Annotated in this window: 17 protein-coding genes; 4 read left to right on the top strand and 13 right to left on the bottom strand. The window is 72.2% G+C overall.

Annotation, left to right across the window (positions count from 1 at the left end; genetic code table 11):
• Positions 1 to 17: 17 nt before the first annotated feature.
• The 11 genes from ACQPZF_RS18715 to ACQPZF_RS18665 all read right to left on the bottom strand — a co-directional run bounded on the left by ACQPZF_RS18715 (position 18) and on the right by ACQPZF_RS18665 (position 8,016).
• The gene (locus ACQPZF_RS18715) at positions 18 to 707 is read right to left on the bottom strand and encodes a 2-hydroxychromene-2-carboxylate isomerase (protein ID WP_433273313.1); all 690 of its coding nucleotides are present in this window, start codon (positions 705 to 707) and stop codon (positions 18 to 20) included.
• The gene (gene fabG, locus ACQPZF_RS18710; protein WP_433273311.1) at positions 707 to 1,441 is read right to left on the bottom strand and encodes a 3-oxoacyl-ACP reductase FabG; all 735 of its coding nucleotides are present in this window, start codon (positions 1,439 to 1,441) and stop codon (positions 707 to 709) included. Before fabG ends, ACQPZF_RS18715 begins: the two co-directional genes overlap by 1 nt.
• A complete protein-coding gene (locus ACQPZF_RS18705) occupies positions 1,438 to 1,902 on the bottom strand; it encodes a 3-hydroxyacyl-ACP dehydratase FabZ family protein (protein ID WP_433273310.1) in 465 nt (154 codons plus the stop codon). Before ACQPZF_RS18705 ends, fabG begins: the two co-directional genes overlap by 4 nt.
• Positions 1,899 to 2,216, bottom strand: a complete 318-nt coding sequence (locus ACQPZF_RS18700; RefSeq protein WP_433273308.1) for a hypothetical protein — start codon at positions 2,214 to 2,216, stop codon at positions 1,899 to 1,901. The genes ACQPZF_RS18705 and ACQPZF_RS18700 overlap by 4 nt, the downstream gene beginning before the upstream one ends.
• Positions 2,213 to 3,268 carry a beta-ketoacyl synthase N-terminal-like domain-containing protein gene (locus tag ACQPZF_RS18695; protein ID WP_433273306.1) on the bottom strand — a complete coding sequence of 352 codons (1,056 nt, stop codon included), beginning with the start codon at positions 3,266 to 3,268 and terminating at the stop codon, positions 2,213 to 2,215. Before ACQPZF_RS18695 ends, ACQPZF_RS18700 begins: the two co-directional genes overlap by 4 nt.
• Entirely contained in the window at positions 3,265 to 4,197 is a 933-nt protein-coding gene (locus ACQPZF_RS18690; RefSeq protein WP_433273304.1) for a thioesterase family protein, read from the bottom strand. Before ACQPZF_RS18690 ends, ACQPZF_RS18695 begins: the two co-directional genes overlap by 4 nt.
• Entirely contained in the window at positions 4,194 to 4,919 is a 726-nt protein-coding gene (locus tag ACQPZF_RS18685; RefSeq protein ID WP_433273302.1) for an alpha/beta fold hydrolase, read from the bottom strand. Before ACQPZF_RS18685 ends, ACQPZF_RS18690 begins: the two co-directional genes overlap by 4 nt.
• A complete protein-coding gene (locus tag ACQPZF_RS18680) occupies positions 4,919 to 6,151 on the bottom strand; it encodes a beta-ketoacyl-[acyl-carrier-protein] synthase family protein (RefSeq protein ID WP_433273300.1) in 1,233 nt (410 codons plus the stop codon). The genes ACQPZF_RS18685 and ACQPZF_RS18680 overlap by 1 nt, the downstream gene beginning before the upstream one ends.
• Positions 6,152 to 6,188: 37 nt before the next feature.
• The gene (locus ACQPZF_RS18675) at positions 6,189 to 6,452 is read right to left on the bottom strand and encodes an acyl carrier protein (protein WP_433273298.1); all 264 of its coding nucleotides are present in this window, start codon (positions 6,450 to 6,452) and stop codon (positions 6,189 to 6,191) included.
• Between the two features lie 78 nt (positions 6,453 to 6,530).
• Positions 6,531 to 7,295, bottom strand: a complete 765-nt coding sequence (locus ACQPZF_RS18670; RefSeq protein WP_433273296.1) for an AfsR/SARP family transcriptional regulator — start codon at positions 7,293 to 7,295, stop codon at positions 6,531 to 6,533.
• Between the two features lie 13 nt (positions 7,296 to 7,308).
• Complete coding sequence (locus ACQPZF_RS18665; protein WP_433273294.1) at positions 7,309 to 8,016, bottom strand: AfsR/SARP family transcriptional regulator; 708 nt, start codon at positions 8,014 to 8,016, stop codon at positions 7,309 to 7,311.
• A gap of 938 nt (positions 8,017 to 8,954) precedes the next feature.
• Here ACQPZF_RS18665 and ACQPZF_RS18660 point away from each other — a divergent pair.
• Complete coding sequence (locus tag ACQPZF_RS18660; protein WP_433273292.1) at positions 8,955 to 10,628, top strand: DEAD/DEAH box helicase; 1,674 nt, start codon at positions 8,955 to 8,957, stop codon at positions 10,626 to 10,628.
• Between the two features lie 166 nt (positions 10,629 to 10,794).
• Here the strand turns inward: ACQPZF_RS18660 and ACQPZF_RS18655 are convergent, their stop codons facing one another.
• Positions 10,795 to 12,120 (bottom strand): carboxylesterase family protein, encoded by a 1,326-nt coding sequence (locus tag ACQPZF_RS18655; protein WP_433273290.1) that lies wholly within the window; start codon positions 12,118 to 12,120, stop codon positions 10,795 to 10,797.
• Positions 12,121 to 12,139: 19 nt separating this feature from the next.
• On the opposite strand from ACQPZF_RS18655, the gene ACQPZF_RS18650 reads away from it, so the two are divergent.
• Genes ACQPZF_RS18650 through ACQPZF_RS18640 form a run of 3 tightly spaced genes read left to right on the top strand, consistent with a single transcriptional unit; the run spans position 12,140 to position 14,665 of the window.
• Positions 12,140 to 13,567 (top strand): pyridoxal phosphate-dependent decarboxylase family protein, encoded by a 1,428-nt coding sequence (locus tag ACQPZF_RS18650; RefSeq protein ID WP_433273288.1) that lies wholly within the window; start codon positions 12,140 to 12,142, stop codon positions 13,565 to 13,567.
• A gap of 10 nt (positions 13,568 to 13,577) precedes the next feature.
• Positions 13,578 to 14,519 (top strand): P1 family peptidase, encoded by a 942-nt coding sequence (locus ACQPZF_RS18645; protein ID WP_433273286.1) that lies wholly within the window; start codon positions 13,578 to 13,580, stop codon positions 14,517 to 14,519.
• Complete coding sequence (locus ACQPZF_RS18640) at positions 14,519 to 14,665, top strand: DUF4865 family protein (protein WP_433273284.1); 147 nt, start codon at positions 14,519 to 14,521, stop codon at positions 14,663 to 14,665. Before ACQPZF_RS18645 ends, ACQPZF_RS18640 begins: the two co-directional genes overlap by 1 nt.
• Before the next feature lie 84 nt (positions 14,666 to 14,749).
• On the opposite strand, the gene ACQPZF_RS18635 is transcribed toward ACQPZF_RS18640, so the two are convergent.
• Entirely contained in the window at positions 14,750 to 18,136 is a 3,387-nt protein-coding gene (locus ACQPZF_RS18635; protein ID WP_433273283.1) for a tetratricopeptide repeat protein, read from the bottom strand.
• Positions 18,137 to 18,510 lie beyond the last annotated feature (374 nt).

Here is an 18,510-nt window from a genome sequence, read left to right as displayed (position 1 = left end):
GAGTCCTGGTTTCCGGCTCAGCCGCAGCCGCCCGCGTGCCCGGCGTCCGAGGACGAGCCCTGCGCCTCGCCCACGGGCAGCGCACCGGCCGGGGCCAGTTTCGAGCGGACGTGGGTGATGAAGTCAGGTAGGCGGTCCACGCCCCAGAAGCGGGTGAACCTGTGCACGAAGAACGGCACGCCGAAGACGCCGTCGCGGCACACGTCCATCAACAGGTCGACTCCCCGCGCCCGCAAATCCTCGTCGTCACAGGCGTTCGACACCTCGGCGGCGTCCAGGCCCAGCCGGGACGCGATGTCCGCGACAGTGGCCCGATCGCAGATGTCCAGGCCGTGTTGCCAGCGGGCGGCGCACACCTCGGCGATGTACTCGCGGCCCAGGCCTTCGCGCAGTGCCACCAGGTAGCCCAGGTGCGGGATCTCCCACACCGGCGCGCGGTCGACCGGCCACTTCACGGACAGGCCGCGCACGGCGGCGAGCCGGGCCACGTCCTGGAGGATGTACAGGTGCTTGGCGCGGGACATCGCCACGTACGGGAACTGCTCCCCGCGTTCGCGCAGGGCCTGGTCGTTGCGTTCGTCGGGTTCCCAGAACGGTGCCCACTCGATCGCGTCGGCGACCTCCGGCGCGTCCCGCAGCAGGTCGTGGAACGCGAGCCAGGAATACGGGCTGCGCAACGAGAAGTAGAACTTCGGGTGCTTGCTCATCAGATCACCAGGCCGCCGTCGACGCCGAAGACCTGCCCGGTGATGTAGGACGCCCGGTCGGACACCAGGAACGCCACCAGGTCGGCGACCTCCTCCGGCTTTCCGAAGCGGCCCAACGGGATCCGGTCCGTCATCCTGGCCGCGAAGTCGTCGCCGAGCCCCGCCACCATGTCCGTCGCGATGAAGCCCGGCGCGACCGCGTTGACCCGGATGCCGTACTTCCCGACCTCTTTGGACAGCGCCTTGCTGAACCCGATGATCCCGGCCTTGGACGCGGAGTAGTTGGTCTGCGCGGCGTTCCCGTACACGCCGGCCACCGACGACAGGGTGACCAGCGCGCCCGCCTTGCGCTTCATCATCGCGAACGCGGCGGCCTTGCACAGGTGGTACGTGCCGTCGAGGTTGACCCGCAGCACCCGCTGCCAGTCGTCCTCCTTCAGCAGCACCAACGGGTTGTCCCGGACGATCCCCGCGCAGGACACCACCGCGTGCAACGGCCCCAGCTCGGCTTCGGCGTCCTTGACGAACCGGTCCACCGCGCGCTTCTCCGCCACGTCCACCCGCGCGGTGAACACGGCGGCGCCCGCCTCGGCGGCCTCCTTCGCCACGATGTCGGCCGCGTCCTGGTTGGCCTGGTAGCAGAACGCCACGTCGTACCCGTCCCGCGCCAGCCGGGTCACCACCTGGTGCCCGATGCCGCGCGACCCTCCGGTCACCAAAGCGACGCGCCTCATGCCACTCCCTCCGGACGCAGCACGTCGACACCGCGCCGCGCCATCGTGAACGAACCGATCTCCAGCACCTTGCGGCCCGCGACCAGGCTGTGGCCCGCGAGGATCGCCGCATCCTCGACCTCGCGCACCAGCTCCACGTGGTGCTCCACCACGTCGCCGGGGAACACCTCGGCGTGCAGCACGACGTCGCGGATGCCGCTGATCAGCTCCACCTTGTCCGCCAGCACATCCGGGTTCGGGTTCGCCCAGCGGGTCAGCAGCACCGCGGACTGCGCCCAGGACTCCAGCAGCAGGCCGATCGGGTAGGCGTCGTCCGCACCGCCGGCGTAGCACGGCTCCCGGCCGCTCACGGCCTTGAGCGTGGTGATGCTGCGACCAGGGTCCACTTCGGACACCCGATCCACCAGCAACACCGGGTGGCGGTGCGGGATGATGCGCCGGATCTCCGTCAGGCCGATCACGTGACACCTCCGAGCCGGAGCTTGAACTCCGCGACCGGACCCGACGCGGTGGACACCTTCGCGACGCAGCGCACCTGGTCGTCCTCGTGCGTCAACGAGGTCTCGATGGCGAGGTCGTCGCCGGGGAACACCGGGCGCAGGAACTTGGCCCGGTCCAGTGCCGTCACGCGCAGGTCGGGCAGTTGCCCGCGCAGCGCCGCCCGCACGTGCTCCACCACGAAGAGGCCCGGCAGGATGGGGAATCCGGGGTAGTGCCCGGCGAACACGGGGTCCGCCGGGTCGACGTGGACCTCCGCGCGGATCGGCGTGGTCATGGCAGTTCCAGCACGGTGCAGCCGACGGTGCCGTCCCGCTCCACACCGGTGACCAGGGCGTGCCCGGACCGGCCCGTCGCGACCGCCGCCGCGAGCTGGAAACTCGCCGCCGCGGCGGAGGTGTCGCCGACCAGGGGCGCGCACCGCACCCACTCCGGCGTGCGGCCCAGCGCGTCCACGATCGCGGCTTCCTCGGCGCCGTCGGTCGAGACGAACACGACCTCGTCCCGGTCGACCCTGGCCTGCGCCAACGCCGAGCGGACGCAGTCGGTCAGCGCGCGGGCCGCGCCGCCGGTCTCGAAGAACCCCCGGAACCGGGTCGTCACCGGACGGGCCAGCACCGTGCGGCCGGCGCGCGTCGCGGCGGACTCGGCCTCCAGCAGGAACACCGCCCCGCCTTCGCCGAGCGGCGCGGCCGAACCCTCGCTGCCCCGCCACTCCAGCCACGCCCGCTGCGTCGAGTACTCCTCGGCGGCGCCGACCAGCACGCGGTCGCAGTGCCCGCCGCGCAACAGCCGGGAGGCGTAGCTCAGCGCCAGCAGGCCGGTCAGCGCGCCGCCCGCGATGGTCGTGTTGGGCCCCTTGATCTTGTGCCAGATCGCGCTCTGCCCGGCGGCGCGGTTCATCACCGTGTTGGGGAACAACGCCGGGTCGACGTGGTAGGGCTTCTCGCCGGTGAGCGCGTCGCGGGTGAAGTCCATGATCGACTGGACGCTGCCGGAGCCGGTGCCCAGCACGACGCCGACCCGTTCGGGCTGCTCCAGCAGCTCCGGTCCGCAGGCCTCCAGCAGCTTGCCGACCGTGCTGACGGCGAGCGCCGTCACCCGGTCCATGGTCCGGGTGCCCTTGCGCCCCAGCGCCTCTTTCGCGCTGAAGTCCGGCACCAGGGCGGCCGTCGGGAACGGCCCGTCGGACGGGGCGAGCGCCGAGACGCCCGCCCGCACACCGTCGGTGAACGCCGAAGCGCCCACCCCGAACGGCGAGACCGCGGACCACGCCGAGATGACCAGCGTGTCCACTGTGGACGGAACAGGCTCGGTGGCCGCTGTCACGACACACCACGGCCGGCCAGCGACCCCGCCTTGCCGGTGATGGCGTCGGTGAGCCGGTCGTCGAAGTTGACCAGGCTCCAGTCCTTGCGGTTCTCGATGACGGCCCAGCCGTGGGTGATCCTGCCGGTCGCGGTCTGCACGAGCTTGCCTTCGCGCAGCACGTAGCAGTCCATGCGCGCGGTGAAGGTGAACCGCTTGAAGACCTCCTCCACGGTGAACACCGTGTAGAGCGTCTCCTCCATCCGGGCCTCGTCGGTGAACGTGATCCGCGAGTGCGGCACGACCGGGATCCAGTTCTGCTCGTCCAGCAGCTTCTTGATGGACACGCCCCGGTCCGCCACGAAGAGGTCCAGGATCTCCTCCAGTTGCCGCAGGTAGCCCGACATCTGGACGCGCTCGGTGAAGTGGCAGTAGAAGTACGGCATCCGCCACGCCCACGCGAACGCGTTGCGCCCGGCGGTGAGCAGGTCCAACGGGTCCGCGTCGCCGACCACGACCGGCTCCGCCGCCCCGCCGATGTGCGTCACGACGTGCGGCTCCAACGCGGCCGGCGGCGGCACGGCGTCGAACCCGTGCGGGTCCAGCCGGAACGACACGGAGACCTTCGACTTGACCGCCTTCACCGTCTTGCCGTCCCGCTCCACGGTCAGCTCCACGACGAGCTTCAGCGGCCCCTCGCCGTCGACCCGCTTGACGGTGGCCTGCGCGAGGTCGTCGATGTGGAACGCGGTGAGGATCTTGGTGTCCAGGTCGGTGATGTCCGTGCACAGCCCGTGCCGCTCGTAGAGCTGCCCGGCCGGGAACCCGCTCTGCCGCAGGTGGTCCAGCACGGCCTCTTCCACCATGTAGTTGACGTGCTTGAAGCCGATCCAGGTGCAGATGTTCGAGCCCTCGTAACGGGGCCGCAGCGAGACGGTGGTCGTAGTCACGTCAACTCCAGGTGCTCGTCGAAGAAGTCGCGGACCAGGGCCGCGAGCCGGTCGGGCTGTTCGATCATCGGGAAGTGGCCGCAGTCGTCCAGCAGCTCGTACCGGCCGCGCGGCAGGGCTTTCGCCAGGGCGCGGCCGTCGTCGGGGCGGGCCGCGACGTCGTTCACGCCGCTCACCACGAGCACCGGGGCGTCGACCGCGCCGAGGTCCAGGAACGGGGTGCGCAGGTAGGTCTCGAACCACCGCGTCCAGCCGTAGGGGCCGACCTGGTCGCGCAGGGACCTGGCCAGCCACTCGCGCCGGGCCTCCGGGAAGCGGGCCGTGTCGCCGACCCGCAGGGCCTCGCTGAACGTGCGGTGGAAGTCGTTGAGGTAGTAGGAGATCGTGGGCCAGTCGAAGTCGGCCGGCTCCGGCCGGTAGAACGGGCACACCAGCACGGTGGGGCGTGGCCGGACCCGGCGGTCGGCGTAGGCCTCGACCAGCAGGTTGGCCGACATCGAGTGCGCGACCACCACGTCGTGCCCCGACCACACGCTGTCCACGAGGAACCGGCCGGGGTCGGGGCGGTGCGCCCACGCCGGGTCGGCCATGCCGTGCCACGGCAGTTCCGGTGTGGTGCAGGAGAACCGGTCGGGCAGCGCGGCGGCGACCGGATCCCACACCGCCGCCTTGCCCGCCAGGCCGTGCAGCAGCAGTGCTCGTTTCGGGGGCCGGTCCGCCATCACACCGCGTCCCGGTACCGGCCCAGGATCAGCACCGCGTTGTTGCCCGCGAACGCCAGCGCGTTGTTCTGCACGACGTCGAGCCGCGCCGTCCGCGCCTCGTTCGGCACGCAGTCCACGCCGCACTCCGGGTCGGTCACGTGGTGGTTGATGGTGGGCGGGATGAAGCCCTCCTGGATGGCCAGCGCGCACGCCGCCGACGCCAGCGCGCTCGCCGCGCCCATCGAGTGGCCGAGCATCGATTTGATGGACACCACCGGCGGCGGGGTGTCGAACACCTGCCGGATCGCGCCGGACTCGGTGACGTCGTTGGCCTTCGTGCCGGTGCCGTGCGCGGAGATGAAGTCGACGTCCGCCGGTTTCACGCCCGCGTTGCGGTGCGCCAGCTCGATGCACCGGGCCAGCGAGTCGCGGTCCGGTGCCACCGGGTGGTTGGCGTCGCAGTTCAGGCCGTAGCCCAGCACCTCGGCGTAGATCCGCGCGCCGCGCGCCAGCGCCGACTCCAGCGACTCCATCACCAGGATGCCCGCGCCCTCGCCGGTGAGGATGCCCTTGCGGTCCCTCTCGAACGGCTGGCACACCTCCGGCGCGATGGTGCCGAGCCGGTAGAAACCGGTGAACGTCTTGCGGCACACCGCGTCCGCGCCGCCGCACAGCGCGATCTCCACCTCGCCCTCGCGGATGGCGTCGAAGCCGTAGCCGATGGCGTAGTTGCCCGCCGCGCACGCGGTCGGGATGGTGACCGCCTCCACGTCGGTCAGCTCCAGTTCGCGCACCACGCTGGACGACAGGCGGCCGGCCGTGGAGCGGCGGGCCACCACCGGGTCCAGCGACCCGGGACCGTCCCGGAGCTGGTCGGCGATCAGGTTGTCCAGGTCGCGCGACTCGGCGTCGGTGGTGCCCACCGACACCAGGGAGCGCTTGCCGCGCAGCTCGGCCAGGCCCATCGCCGCGTCGGCGACCGCCATCCGGGCCGCGGCGGCGGAGAACTGGCTGGCCCGGCCGATCTCGGCGGGGTCCACCCGCTCCAGCCACGCCGCGGGGTCGAAGTCGGTGACCTCGCAGCCGTTGGCGTGGCTGAAGCCCGTGGTGTCGAACGAGGTGATCGGCTTGACGCCGCTGCGGCCCTCGCGCAGCCCCGCCAGGAACTCGTTGACGCCGATGCCGATGCTGGTGACCACGCCGAGACCCGTGATCACCACCCGGCGCGGCGGTCGCCCTGCGTCGCGCATCGTGTCCTCCCAGTGCCCGGTGTCGGCAGCGGCCGGGTTACTTGGCGGCCTGGGCTTCGGCGACGACCGCGATGACGCCTTCGAGGTTGACCATGCGGGTCAGCTCGGCCTGGTCGATCTCGACGCCGAACGTGCGCTCCAGCGCGGAGAGGATCTCGATCGCGCCCAGCGAGTCGGCGTCGTGGTCCTCCTTGAACAGGCTGGTGTCGGTCATCTCCTCGGGGTCGATTTCGAGGATTTCCGACACGATGTCCTTGATCTTCGCCTTGCCGTCCGCGTCGATGCTCACCGAACTGGTCACCTTGGGCCTCCAAGCACACGGGATTCCGCTTCGTTTCCCAGCGTGCTTTCCGCGGCTATATCCGGCCTATGCGACGACCTATACGGCAACCCGCCGGGGCCCTTGCAGCACGGGGTCGGCGGTGAGGATCGCCAGGTGCACCTCGCGCAGCAGCGAGCCGGGGTCGATGCCCAGCTCGTCGGCCAGCATCCGACGGCCCTCCTCGTACAGCACGAGCGCGTCGGCCTGCCGGTCGCAGCGGTAGAAGGTGGTCATGAGCTGGGCGCGGAACCGTTCCTGCAACGGGTGCTGGTGCACCAGCCTGGTCAGCTCGGGCAGCAGTTGGGCGTGCCTGCCCAACGCCAGGTCGGCTTCGATGCGGCTCTCCAGCGCGGCGATCCGGGCCTCCTCCAGGCGCGGCGCCTCGGCGTCGGCGAGGTGCTCGGAAACGCCGGTGAGCGCCGGTCCGCGCCACAGCCGCAAGGCCGAGCGGAGCAGCCGCGCGGCGTCCTCGTACCGGTTCGCGGCGAGCGCGGCCTGGCCCTGCGCGGCCTGTTCCTCGAATTCCTTCAGGTCGAACGAGCAGGCGGTGGGGCGCAATTCGTAACCGCGCGACCGGCGGGTGATGCCGACTTCCCGGCGCAGGGTTTTCCGCAGCCGCGAGACGTAGGTGTAGATCTGCGCGTTGTACGTCGCGGGCGGGTGTTGACCCCAGAGGAAGTCGCTCATCTGGGCGTCGGACACCGCGCCGTTGTCGGCCAGCAGCAGCGCGGTCAGGACGGTGCGCGGCTTCGAGCCGTCCAGCGGCACCTCCACGCCGTCGTGGTGGACTTCGACCGGCCCCAGGACCCGGAACTCCAGCACTTCGTTTCCCCTCCTACAGCAGAACCTGGTCGTGGACGAGGATCGCCTGGTAGAGCCGTCGCATCGCGCGACCGGGCTCCAACCCCAGCTCGCTGGCCAGGCGCCTGCGCGTGTGGTGGAAGACGTCCAGCGCCTCGGTCTGCCTGCCGTTGCGGTAGAGCGCGACCATGAGCTGCTCGCTGAACCGCTCCCGCTCCGGGTACTCGGCGGCGAGCTGCTTCAGCTCGGACACCACGCCCCGGTCCTCGCCGTTGGCGAGCTTCGCGGCGATCAGGTCCTCGCGGGCGCTGAGCCGGCGCTCGTCCAGCCGGGCCGCCTCGATGCGGAACCGCAGGCCGTCGCTCACGTCGAACAGCGCCGGCCCGCGCCACAGCCGCAGCGCCCGCTCCAGCAGGTCGATGGCCTCGGCGGGCCGGGTGTGCACGCGGTCGGAGCCCCGGTCGGCGAGATCGCGGAACAGGTGCGCGTCGATCGCGTCGGCGGACACGTCCAGCAGGTAGCCGCTGCTCACCGTGCGCACCAGCTCGTCGCCGGGCCGGTCGGTGAACTGCTCCAGCAGTTTCCGCAACCGCACCACATTCGCCTGCAGGGCGTTGCGCGCGTTTCCCATCTGTTTACCCGCCCACAATTCCTCGACCAACTGGTCGAACGGAACCGGGGCGCTCGGTGAAAGCGCCAGCAACGCGAGGAGGGTGCGCACCTGCCGAGCCGCGACACCCATCCGGCGATCCTCATGTGCGAGCGCGACAGCACCGAGAATCTGCACCTGCATGGTCATGACCCCCAGCCACTGAGACGATGCGGAGCACGCTCCGCCGGGGGCGTTCGACACCGAAATCCCCCGGCTAAAGCGTTGACATGTTGCCCACGCCGACCCGATGGGGGGAAATATCATTTGGACCACTCGGGACGCACCCTCGCGGTATGCGGCTGAACGGTGCAGCGCGAGCCTCCGAGTGCTGGTCCCGCGCCCGGTCGACTTGGGTGAGACGGCGGCCGTCACCACGGACGGCGACTCTCCGCCGACCACTTCGGGTGACGCGGACAATTCCGTTCCGAGTGAGTTCCAGAATAGCCCGGAAGAGGCGTTCCGGGGGCATCCGGGCTACTCGGAGACCTCTCCGACGCGTTCGGCGGTGATCGTCCGAGACTCCGCCGGACGTGTCCCGGCCCATCAGGGCGTCACGCTCGGTATCACCTTCGCGAGTCCGCCACGGACCGCCGGCGGCGTCTCGGGTGGCCCCGAGGTATAGGTGGGGTATAGCACGGGACCGCAGTGTTCCCCTCGGGTAAATCCGACGTTCGACGGCCCGACACGATCCGTTCCGGCAGGCGGCCCCCAGGGCGCGCGGGAAATTGTGGCGCACCCTTTCAGCAACTCAACGCGATATTCTTTCAGGTTCATTCCGGAGAGTTGCCGGACCCTCGTCGCCGATCGTTCACCGGCGATTTACTGGCAGCGCACACGAAGTTGAGCCGGCCGCCGCGGGAAAGTCCGCCACCGGTTGCCCGCCGATCTGCGGCGTGGTCGAATCGGTCGCCACGGCACACCGCACCGCGGTCGAACCGCCCCGCCGACGGGGAGGTGCGGCACCGACGCGCGGGCGCGGGCGGACCCCTCGCCGAGCGGTTCCGGGGCGATCAGCGAGACTTGACACCATGACCGCCGACGCTCCCGACGACGACAGGACCAGCTTCGCCGACCTCGGGCTGCGCCCCGAGCTGCTGCGGGCGCTCTCCGGACTCGGCTACGAAGAACCCACCCCCATCCAGCGGGAGGCCATCCCACCGCTCGCCGACGGCCGCGACCTGCTGGGCCAGGCCGCCACCGGCACCGGCAAGACGGCGGCGTTCGCGCTGCCCGTGCTGGAGCGGATGGCCAACGGCGGCCGGGTCGCGCGGGAGCCGTTCGCGCTGGTGCTGGTGCCCACCCGGGAACTCGCCGTGCAGGTGTCGGAGGCCGTGCACCGGTACGGGCGGGAACTCGGCGCGCGGGTCCTGCCGATCTACGGCGGCCAGCCGATCGGGCGGCAGCTCCGCGTGCTGGAGCAGGGCGTGGACGTCATCGTCGCCACGCCCGGCCGCGCGGTCGACCACCTCAACCGGGGCACGCTGAAGCTGGAGCAGCTCGAAGTCGTCGTGCTGGACGAGGCCGACGAGATGCTGGACATGGGCTTCGCCGAGGACCTGGACGCGATCCTGGCCGAAGCGCCCGCGCAGCGGCAGACCGTGCTGTTCTCCGCGACCATGCCGCCGCGCATCGACCGGCTGGCCCGCCAGCACCTCACCGACCCGGTGCGGATCACCATCGGCCGCGAGCAGACCGAGCCCGGCGAGGCGCCGCGCGTGCGGCAGAGCGCCTACGTGGTGCCCCGCGCGCACAAGCCGGCCGCGCTCGGCCGGGTGCTCGACGTCGAGGCCCCGACCGCGGCGATCGTGTTCTGCCGCACCCGGGACGAGGTCGACCAGCTCACCGAGACGCTCAACGGGCGCGGCTACCGCGCCGAGTCGCTGCACGGCGGCATCAGCCAGGAGCAGCGCGACCGGGTCATGGCGCGGCTGCGCAACGGCACCGCCGACCTGCTGGTCGCCACCGACGTGGCCGCGCGTGGCCTGGACGTGGAGCAGTTGACGCACGTCGTGAACTACAACGTGCCGTCCGCGCCGGAGTCCTACGTGCACCGCATCGGCCGGGTCGGGCGCGCGGGCCGGGAGGGCGTGGCGATCACGCTGGCCGAGCCGCGCGAGCACGGGATGCTCAAGACCATCGAACGGGTCACCAAGCAGCGCATCCAGATGGAGAAGGTGCCCACCATCGCGGACCTGCGGGCCCGGCGGCTGGAGCTGACCCGCGCGGCGCTGCACGAGAGCCTGCTGGAGGACGACCTGGAGGGCTTCCGGGTCGTGGTCGAGACGCTGGCCGACGAGTTCGACGTGATGGAGGTGGCGCTGGCGGCGGTCAAGCTCGCGCACGAGGCCTCCGGGGCGGCGGCCGACGAGGAGGAGATCCCCGACGTCGTGCCGCGCGGCGACCGCCGGGCCGGCGGCGAGCCACGCCGGGAACGCAAGCCACGCCGCCCGACCGCGGGCATGACCCGGCTGTTCGTGGGCGCGGGCCGCAGTGCCGGCATCCGGCCGCAGGACCTGGTCGGCGCGATCGCGGGCGAGGCCCGGCTGAACGGCCGGGAGATCGGGGCGATCGAGATCGCCGACCGGTTCTCGCTGGTGGAGGTGCCGGAGGGGTCGGCGCAGCAGGTGATCGCGGCCTTGCGCGGCGCGTCCATCAAGGGCCGCAAGGTGACCGTGCGCCGGGAGCGCGACGACCCGCGCTGACCCCGGCCGCGCCAGGCACGTCCGGACTTCGCACGGTCCGCAGTCGGCCCGCCTGTCCGCCGACCAGCCGGCGGACGGCCGGGTGCGACCGGCCGTCAACCGCGCGCTGAACCGGCCGGCCGCACGCCTTGCGGGACGTGCCGAGGCCCCCCGGCGGAGCATGTGCTCACGGTGCCGGGCGAGGCGGGCGAACGCCGGTTCCGGTGACCGGGTAGTCGACGGGGACGTCGAGGTCGACGCCCTGCCACAGCGCCCGGGTGGCCGACACGTCGACCTCGTCGCCCCAGTGGCGCACGCCGGTCCACCCCGGCGAGCCGGTGCGGGCGAAGTCGGTCCACGCCCGGACCATGCGGCGGGACAACGCGTGTTCGGCCTCACCCGCCGGTCCGCCGAGGAAGAAGTCCGCGCCGGCCAGGTTGCCGAACGAGAACGGGAGGTCCGCCGTGTGCCAGGCGGGTGGCCGGGTGAACCGGCCCAGCGGTGCGCCGTGCCGCTCGGCCAGCCGGGTGGTGGGTTCGGCGAACACGTAGTCGCCGAACACCGCCACGTAGGCGTCGGCGACGGTCGGGAACAGCTCGCGGTAGCCGGCCAGGACGTGCTGCGGCAGCCCGGTGTCACGGCCGAAGCGCGCGTACTCCGCGTCGGTGCGCACCGGGGCGAGCGCGCCGACCCGTTCGAACAGCCCGTACTCGGCGGTGGTGTGGCACAGCAAGGCGTCCACGCCGAGCGCGGGCAGCCGGTCGGCGACCGGGCCGAACAGCACCGGGTTGTAGCTCAACGGCCCGGAACGCTGCGCCTCGGCCAGGGCGTCCACCGAGGCGACCGTCGTCTCGGGACTCGTGGTGTCGATCCACTCCGCGACCCGGCGGGCGAACCCCTTGGTGTAGCAGCGGTTCGGGACGCTGTGCGCGATCACCCGGCGCACCAGGTCCGGCGCGGCGTCGGCGACGAACAACGCCGAGCCCGCGCCCGCCGACTGGCCCGCGACGGTGATGTTCTCCGGGTCGCCGCCGAACGCCGCGATCTCGTCGCGCACCCAGTGCAGGGCGGCGAGCTGGTCGAGGAACCCCCGGTTGTCCGGGTGCCCTTCGACGTGTCCGAAGCCGTCGAAGCCCACCCGGTAGTTGCACGTGACCACGACGAGGCCGCTGCGGGCCAGCACCGTGCCGTCGTAGTCCGGCTGGGCGGACGAGCCGAAGGTGTACGCGCCGCCGTGCAGGAAGAACAGCACGGGGTTGCCGTCCGCACTGGACGGAGCCCAGACGTTGAGGCTGAGCACGTCCTCGTCGCCGGGACGCCACACCGGCGCGCCGGGCAGTCGGGCGGACTGCGGTGAAATCGGCCCGAACTCCAGGCAGTCGCCCGCGAAGTCGGTCCGCACGGGCGCCCGGAACCGCCGGAGGCCGAACGGCGGCTCCGCGTAACGGATCCCGAGGAACGCCGAAACGTCGGCGTCCACCGCCCTGCCACGAAAACGCCCACGTCGTGTCATCGCGATCTACTCTGCCACAATGGGTGACCCGTTGATCTCACGTGACGACGCCGCCGAGGCGCTGGGGATGGTGGCACGGGCGGCCGGCCCGTACCTGGACGCGTTGCCGCACCTGCCGGTGCGGGACCTGACGCACGCGCACCTGGTGAAGGAACTGGACGGTCCGCTGCCGGAGGACGGCGACGGGACCATCGCGGCGGTCGCGGACCTGCTGCGGATCGGGACCAGGGCGGCCACGCACTCGTCGGGGCCGCGGTTCTTCCACTTCGTGGTGGGCGGTTCGACGCCGGCCGCGCAGGCGGGCGACTGGATCACGTCGCTGCTGGACCAGGCGAGCGGGCTGTGGCTGACGTCACCGTTCGCGACGCAGGCCGAGACGGTCGTGTTGCGGTGGCTGAAGGAGATGTTCGGGCTGCCGCCGTCCTACGGCGGTGTGCTCACGCCGAGCGCGACGTTCGCGAACCTCACCGGGTTGGCGTGCGCGCGGCACTGGTGGGCCGCGCGGCACGGCGTCGACGTGACGGCGGAGGGCCTGGTCGGGCTGCCCCGGATGCCGGTGTTCTCCAGCGGGTACGTGCACGCCAGCAGCCGCAAAGCGTTGCAGCTCCTGGGATTGGGGCGGGACAGCGTGCGGACGCTGACGCGCGACGACGCGGGGCGGCTGGACCTGGCGGCGCTGGACCGGGAGCTGGCGGCGGCCGGGCCGGCGGTGCTGATCGCCAACGCGGGCGAGGTGAACGGCGGCGACTTCGACCCGGTGGACGCCATGGCGGATCTCGCCGAGCGGCACGGGGCGTGGCTGCACGTCGACGGGGCGTTCGGGTTGTTCGCCGCGCTGTCGCCGCGGACCGCGCACCTGGTGCGCGGCATCGAGCGGGCGGACTCGCTGGCCGCCGATGGCCACAAGTGGCTGAACGTGCCGTACGAAAGCGGGTTCGCGTTCGTGCGCGACGCCTCCGTGCTGGGGCGGGCGTTCGGCTCGTGGAACGCCGCCTACCTGCCCGCGCCGGACGACGAGTTCGTGAACTACAACAACCTGGGTCCGGAGTCGTCGCGGCGGGCGCGGGCGCTGCCGATCTGGGCGACGCTGCGCGCGTACGGGCGGGCGGGGCACCAGGCGATGGTGGAGCGGCACCGGGACCTGGCCCACTACCTGGGAGGGATCGTCGACCGGTCCCCCGAGCTGGAGCTGCTCGCGCCGGTCAACCTGTTCATCGTCTGCTTCCGCTTCCGGCCGCCGGGGGTGCCCGAGGAGGAACTGGACGACCTCAACCGCCGGCTCGGCGAGGAGCTGATCGAGGACGGCCGGGTGTACGCGGGCACGACCGTCTACCGGGGCGTGGTGGCGCTGCGGCCGGCGATCGTGAACTGGCGGACCACCACGGAGGACATCGACCTGCTGGCGGCCGTGGTGAAGGAGATCGGGGCCCGGCTGGTCGGTCGGTAGCATCCGGACCGTGCGCAACGCGATCACCGACGTGCCCGGCGTGCTGGTCGGGCACGCGACCCGGATCGGCGACGGCGCGCTGACCGGCACCACGGCCGTGCTGTTCCCGCCGGCCACGCTGTCCACTGTGGACGTCCGGGGCGGCGGTCCGGCCACGCGCGACACGGCCGCGCTCGACCCGCGTTACGGCGGGCGCGTGGTGCAGGGCGTCGTGCTGACCGGCGGCAGCGCGTACGGGCTGGCGACGGCCGACGGCGCGGCCCGTGCGCTGGGCTCGCCGGTGCCCGCCGCCGCCTTGTTCGACCTCGGTCGGGGCGGCCGGTTCGACCGCTACCCGGCCCCGGAGCTGGGCGCGGAGGCGGTGCGTGCGGCCGGGGTGGAGGTCGCGCAGGGCAACGTCGGCGCGGGCACCGGCGCGCTCAACGCGGTGTTCAAGGGCGGCATCGGCACGGCGAGCGCCGACCTGGGCGGCGGCGTGGTGGTCGGGGCGATCGCTGCGCTCAACGCCGCCGGGCCGTCCGTCGACCTGGCCGCCGGCCTGCCGCTCGCGGCCTCGCTGGGGCTGCCCGGCGAGTTCCCGGAGCCGGGCGGCGACGACCTGACCAGGCCGCTGCCGCCGTTCCGGCAGCCGTTCAACACGGTGATCGGGGTGGTCGCGACGAACGCGCGGCTCCCCCGGCTGTTCGCGCTGGCCAACGCCGGACAGGACGGGCTGGCGCTGGCGGTGGACCCGGCGCACGGGCTGCCGGACGGCGACACGGTGTTCGCCGCGTCGACGGGCACCCATGACGCGCCCGTCGGCGCCGTGCTCGAAGCGGCCACGCACGTCTTCGCACGGGCGCTGGTGCACGGACTGCTGGCCGCCGAGTCCGTGACGACGCCGTGGGGCGAACTCACCGCGTACCGGGAGCAGTACCCGCGCACCGCCGCCGGCTATCGGAGGGGGATCTGATGCACGCCATGCAGTACGAGTTCACGCTGCCCGCCGACTACGACATGGGCATCATCCACACCCGCGTCGCGGCCGACGCCGGCATCCGGTACCGCGTGCGGCACCTGTCCCGGCCCGAGCTGGACGACCTGCTCCGGGGCCGGTGACGTCAGGCCCGCGAGCGGGAGTGTGGGCACGGCCCGTCACATCACGCCCGACACGACCGGGATCGCGGGGCGCGGCCGGTGACGTCAGGCGCGTCGCGACCGGCCGTGGCCGGGGTTGCGGGCGCGGCCGGTGAACGGCACCGAGATGTACTCGCCGAGTTCCAGCACACCGCCCGTGGTGCGGTCGAGTTCCTTCGCGAACCCGACGATGCCGTGGTCGACGCGGTCCATCAGCCACGCCAGCAGCACCACCACGACATCGGCCAGCACCCCGACCTGGAACGGCATGTCGTCCCGGTTGCCGGTGGTCACGGCGTGCGCGAAGTCGGTCATGCCGCGCTCGGTCAGCTCCAGCGGGCCGGTCTCGATGGCTCTCTTCATCGAGTCGACCACCAGCGGCACCACCGACGCCCACGTGCTCCGGGACGCGAGTTCGCAGATCAGGCCGCCGCACAGCGCGGTCGTCCACAGCGCCTCGGGATCGTCGGCCCGCACCGCGCCCACCGCGAGGTTCGGCAGCAGCGCCGCGCCCTGCTCCCACTCCCCCTTCGCGACCAGCAGCTCCACGGCGTGCCGGTAGTGCTCCAGCGCCTTCCCGTGGTCGCCGCGCGCGGTCAGGATCCGGCCCAGGTCGTCGTGGCAGGACGCCAGGTCTCCGGGCACGCCCAGCCGTTCGGCCAGCGCCACCGCGACGGCCGCGTAGTGCCGCGCGGTCTCCAGCTCGCCCAGGTCCCGGTGGCACGCCCCGAGTTCGCGCACCGCCGCCAGCTCCGACCGGTCGTCGTGCTCGGCGCGGAACAGCTCCACCGCGTGCAGCCCGGCCTCGACGGCGGCGTCCAGGTCGCCCGCCGCGCGCTGCCGCCCGCACTCGGCCAGCTTGAACGCGGCCTGCCGGGGCCGGTCGTCCAGCTCCACGGCGAGGTCGTGGCCCTCGACCGCGTACCGCAGCGCGGTCGCGTGGTCGTCACCGCTCAGCTCACCCAGCACGCCGATCGCCTCCATCAGCCGCACCCGACCACCGTTCGCCCGGAACACGTCGTGGGCCTCCAGCGCGGCCTGCCGCGCCTCCTCGGGTCTCTCCCGCCGGACCAGCAGCCGTGCCATGCGCAACAGCACGTCCGCCCGGTTCCCGCACGCCTCGCCCCAGCCCACACACCGTTCGAAGTCCGCGAGCGCGGCGGTGTATTCCCCGCGCTCCTCGTGCCGGCGGCCGGTCAGCTCGTAGCGCGCCGCCCACCGCCTGCCGATCTCGTGCTCGGACAGGTCGAGCGCGGGCAGCGCGGTGTCCACCTTGGCCACCAGCTCGGCCGCCTCGGCGTCGTCGCGGGATAACGCCAGTTCGGTCAGCAGCACGTCCGCATAGGACGGTGTGCCGGCGAGGTCGGCCTTCTCCGCCGCCGTGCGCAGGGTGGTGATCTCCCGGTGCAGCACCCGGGTCAGCGGCTCGTCGCAGCCGCGTGCGGCGCTCGCCAGCAGCCCGCACTCGGCCAGCGCCGCCTCGCCGTCGGTGGTGGACCGGTCACGCCACTCGTCCAGCCGGCCGTTGACCGTGCCGACGTACAGGTAGGACCGTTCGATGCCGCCGGGCGTGCCGGTGTTGACGATGGCGTGCGCGGCGGGCGCCTCCTCGGCGGTGAGCCGCTGCACCACGGTGCGCGCGAAACCGGCCGCCAGGTTCGGCGGGATCGACCACAGCGTGCCGATGTAGCCCCGCGCGCCGACCCGGACGAACTCCCGTCCCAGTCCGGTCCACGAGCGGCACGAGTTGTTGAACACGATGGGCCGGTGGCGCAGGCTCAGCCAGTGCGGCACCAGCCAGTCCGGCAGTTCCCGGCCGCCCAGCACGATGCCGTCGTCGTCGCCGTGGGTGTTGAAGAAGACCAGTTCGACCGGCAGGTCCTCGACCAGGTCGCACAGCGCCTCCGGCGAGGCGTCCGCGCCGGACAGCACGATCGGGTGGGTGAAGTGGCCGACCCGGTGAGCGGGCTCCGGGATGTCCGCCCGGTAGGAGCCACCGTCGAACACCAGGCTGAACGCTCCGGGCCGGCGTTCCACGCCGGCTCCGTACAGCTCGGTGAGCACCAGCAGGGTCGGGTCGGCGACGACGTGCCCGATGGGCTTGCGGACCCAGTTCGCCTCGCCCGCGTGCACGAACGAGTACGGCAGGCCGGTGGTGAACGCGGTCAGCCGCCGCTCACCCACCTCCGCCACCGCGTCGACCGGGACCTGTGCCGTCACCACGGTCTCCACCGCCGCGTACGGGTCGTGGTCGCCCGTGGACAGGTAGCGCCACAGCGCTTCCACGAAGCCGATGCCCTTCACCGCGTCGCCGATGGCGCGGGCCGCGGCGGTGACCCGTTCCTGCTCCTCGGCCACGACCCTCCGCACGTCGGCCAGGTCGGGCGGTGGGGTGATCACCAGTCGGGCGCCCCGGTGGTGCGCGTAGGCCGCCGCGACCAGCGCGTCGGCCGTGCCGGTGTCCTCCACCAGCACGGCTTCGTCACCGGCCGGGTTGTGCTCGGCGAACGGCGGCGGCGGCGCGCCTTCCACCACCCGCAGCGGCTTGCCCAGGCGCAGCGAGGTGAACAACGCGGCGGTGAAGTCCGTGTCCGGCGGAACGTCCAGCGTCTCCGGCTCGCCGTCCCGCAACGCCTGCCACGCGGCCGACGTGAGGTTCGGGCTCTGCGACAGGCGCACGGCGTCCAAGCCGTCGAACAGCCGTCCACCGCCGTCGGCGGGGTCCAGCGCATTGAGCTGCTCCGGCTCCGGCTCACACAGGAACACCGCCCGTTCGACACCCAGCTTCGCCAGCAGGTCCGCCAGCAGCTCGTGATGCCGCAGCCACGACCGGTAGGGCGTCAACGCGGCACGCAGCCGGTCCGTCTCGTCCGGGTCGTCCAGGGCCCGGCTCGCGGTGTACTCGGCGTGCCGCGCGAGGTAGTCGGCCTCCGACATGGGCGGCGGCTGGAGCGCCACGACCGGCGTGAACCGGTCGGCGGGCAGGCAGGACACCACGACAGCGGCCTCCCGGACCTGGTCGGGGCGGCACACCACGACCGTGTCGGCCACGTCGAACACCGGCGAACTGGTCACCGTGACCTGGAGTTCGGACTCCCCGGCAGGCAGCGCGACAGCCACCCCATCGGCCACGGCCGAACACGGCGACGAGCCACTGACGTGCAACGACACCCCGCCAGGCAAGGCGAACGCGACACCTCCGTCAGCCTCGGCAGCTTGCACGCCGACCGTGAGCCGCCACTCGGCAGGCGCAGCCAACTCGAACCGCTGACGCAACGTCGCGCCGACCCGACCGTCCCGCGACTCGTCCACGACGAGATCCCGCGCACCAGCCGAAGCGGAGAGGTGCTCACTGACCACGAGCTGCGGTTTGCGGTGCACGTCGAGCAGGACGGCACGCAACAGCCCCGCCTCGAAGCGGAACCGGATTCCATGCGGGGCACCGAGGTCCACTGGCTCACAACCCTTGCAACGACATGTCCACCCGGATGTTGGTGGCGCGCGCAGAAACTACGCCACCAACCCACTCCTCCAACACGACATCCCGCAGGTGACCGAGGTTGTTACACAGCGGCCCCCGCCCAGCCCACGGACACGCCCGCATCCTGGCCACGCGGCGACGCTGCGCCCCCGAGGACAAAGGACAAAAGCAGCATCGAAGAGAAGGGCATCAGCATGGATCTTTACGCAGCTTGACGGCAGAAGAGGAACCACGGACTCAAAGCGCTCCATGAGCACGCAAGTCCGGACTCAAGCCGGGAACACTAAGCAGAATGACCATATCATCGAAAGCCCTAAAATCTGCTAGGGGACGGCTGTCAGCGGAA

This window comes from Actinosynnema sp. CS-041913, from assembly GCF_050942485.1.
In the GTDB taxonomy this organism is placed as follows: Bacteria; Actinomycetota; Actinomycetes; order Mycobacteriales; family Pseudonocardiaceae; genus Actinosynnema.
The sequence above is the reverse complement of the archived record's forward strand: the minus strand, read 5'-3'. Positions and strand labels throughout refer to the sequence as shown.

Bases quoted from the DNA above. Each gene is read 5' to 3' on its own strand.
- ACQPZF_RS18715 (WP_433273313.1), bottom strand. From the start codon at position 707: ATGAGCAAGCACCCGAAGTTCTACTTCTCGTTGCGCAGCCCGTATTCC.
- fabG (WP_433273311.1), bottom strand. From the start codon at position 1,441: ATGAGGCGCGTCGCTTTGGTGACCGGAGGGTCGCGCGGCATCGGGCAC.
- ACQPZF_RS18700 (WP_433273308.1), bottom strand. From the start codon at position 2,216: ATGACCACGCCGATCCGCGCGGAGGTCCACGTCGACCCGGCGGACCCC.
- ACQPZF_RS18685 (WP_433273302.1), bottom strand. From the start codon at position 4,919: ATGGCGGACCGGCCCCCGAAACGAGCACTGCTGCTGCACGGCCTGGCG.
- ACQPZF_RS18680 (WP_433273300.1), bottom strand. From the start codon at position 6,151: ATGCGCGACGCAGGGCGACCGCCGCGCCGGGTGGTGATCACGGGTCTC.
- ACQPZF_RS18665 (WP_433273294.1), bottom strand. From the start codon at position 8,016: ATGGGTGTCGCGGCTCGGCAGGTGCGCACCCTCCTCGCGTTGCTGGCG.
- ACQPZF_RS18660 (WP_433273292.1), top strand. From the start codon at position 8,955: ATGACCGCCGACGCTCCCGACGACGACAGGACCAGCTTCGCCGACCTC.
- ACQPZF_RS18655 (WP_433273290.1), bottom strand. From the start codon at position 12,120: ATGACACGACGTGGGCGTTTTCGTGGCAGGGCGGTGGACGCCGACGTT.
- ACQPZF_RS18650 (WP_433273288.1), top strand. From the start codon at position 12,140: ATGGGTGACCCGTTGATCTCACGTGACGACGCCGCCGAGGCGCTGGGG.
- ACQPZF_RS18640 (WP_433273284.1), top strand. From the start codon at position 14,519: ATGCACGCCATGCAGTACGAGTTCACGCTGCCCGCCGACTACGACATG.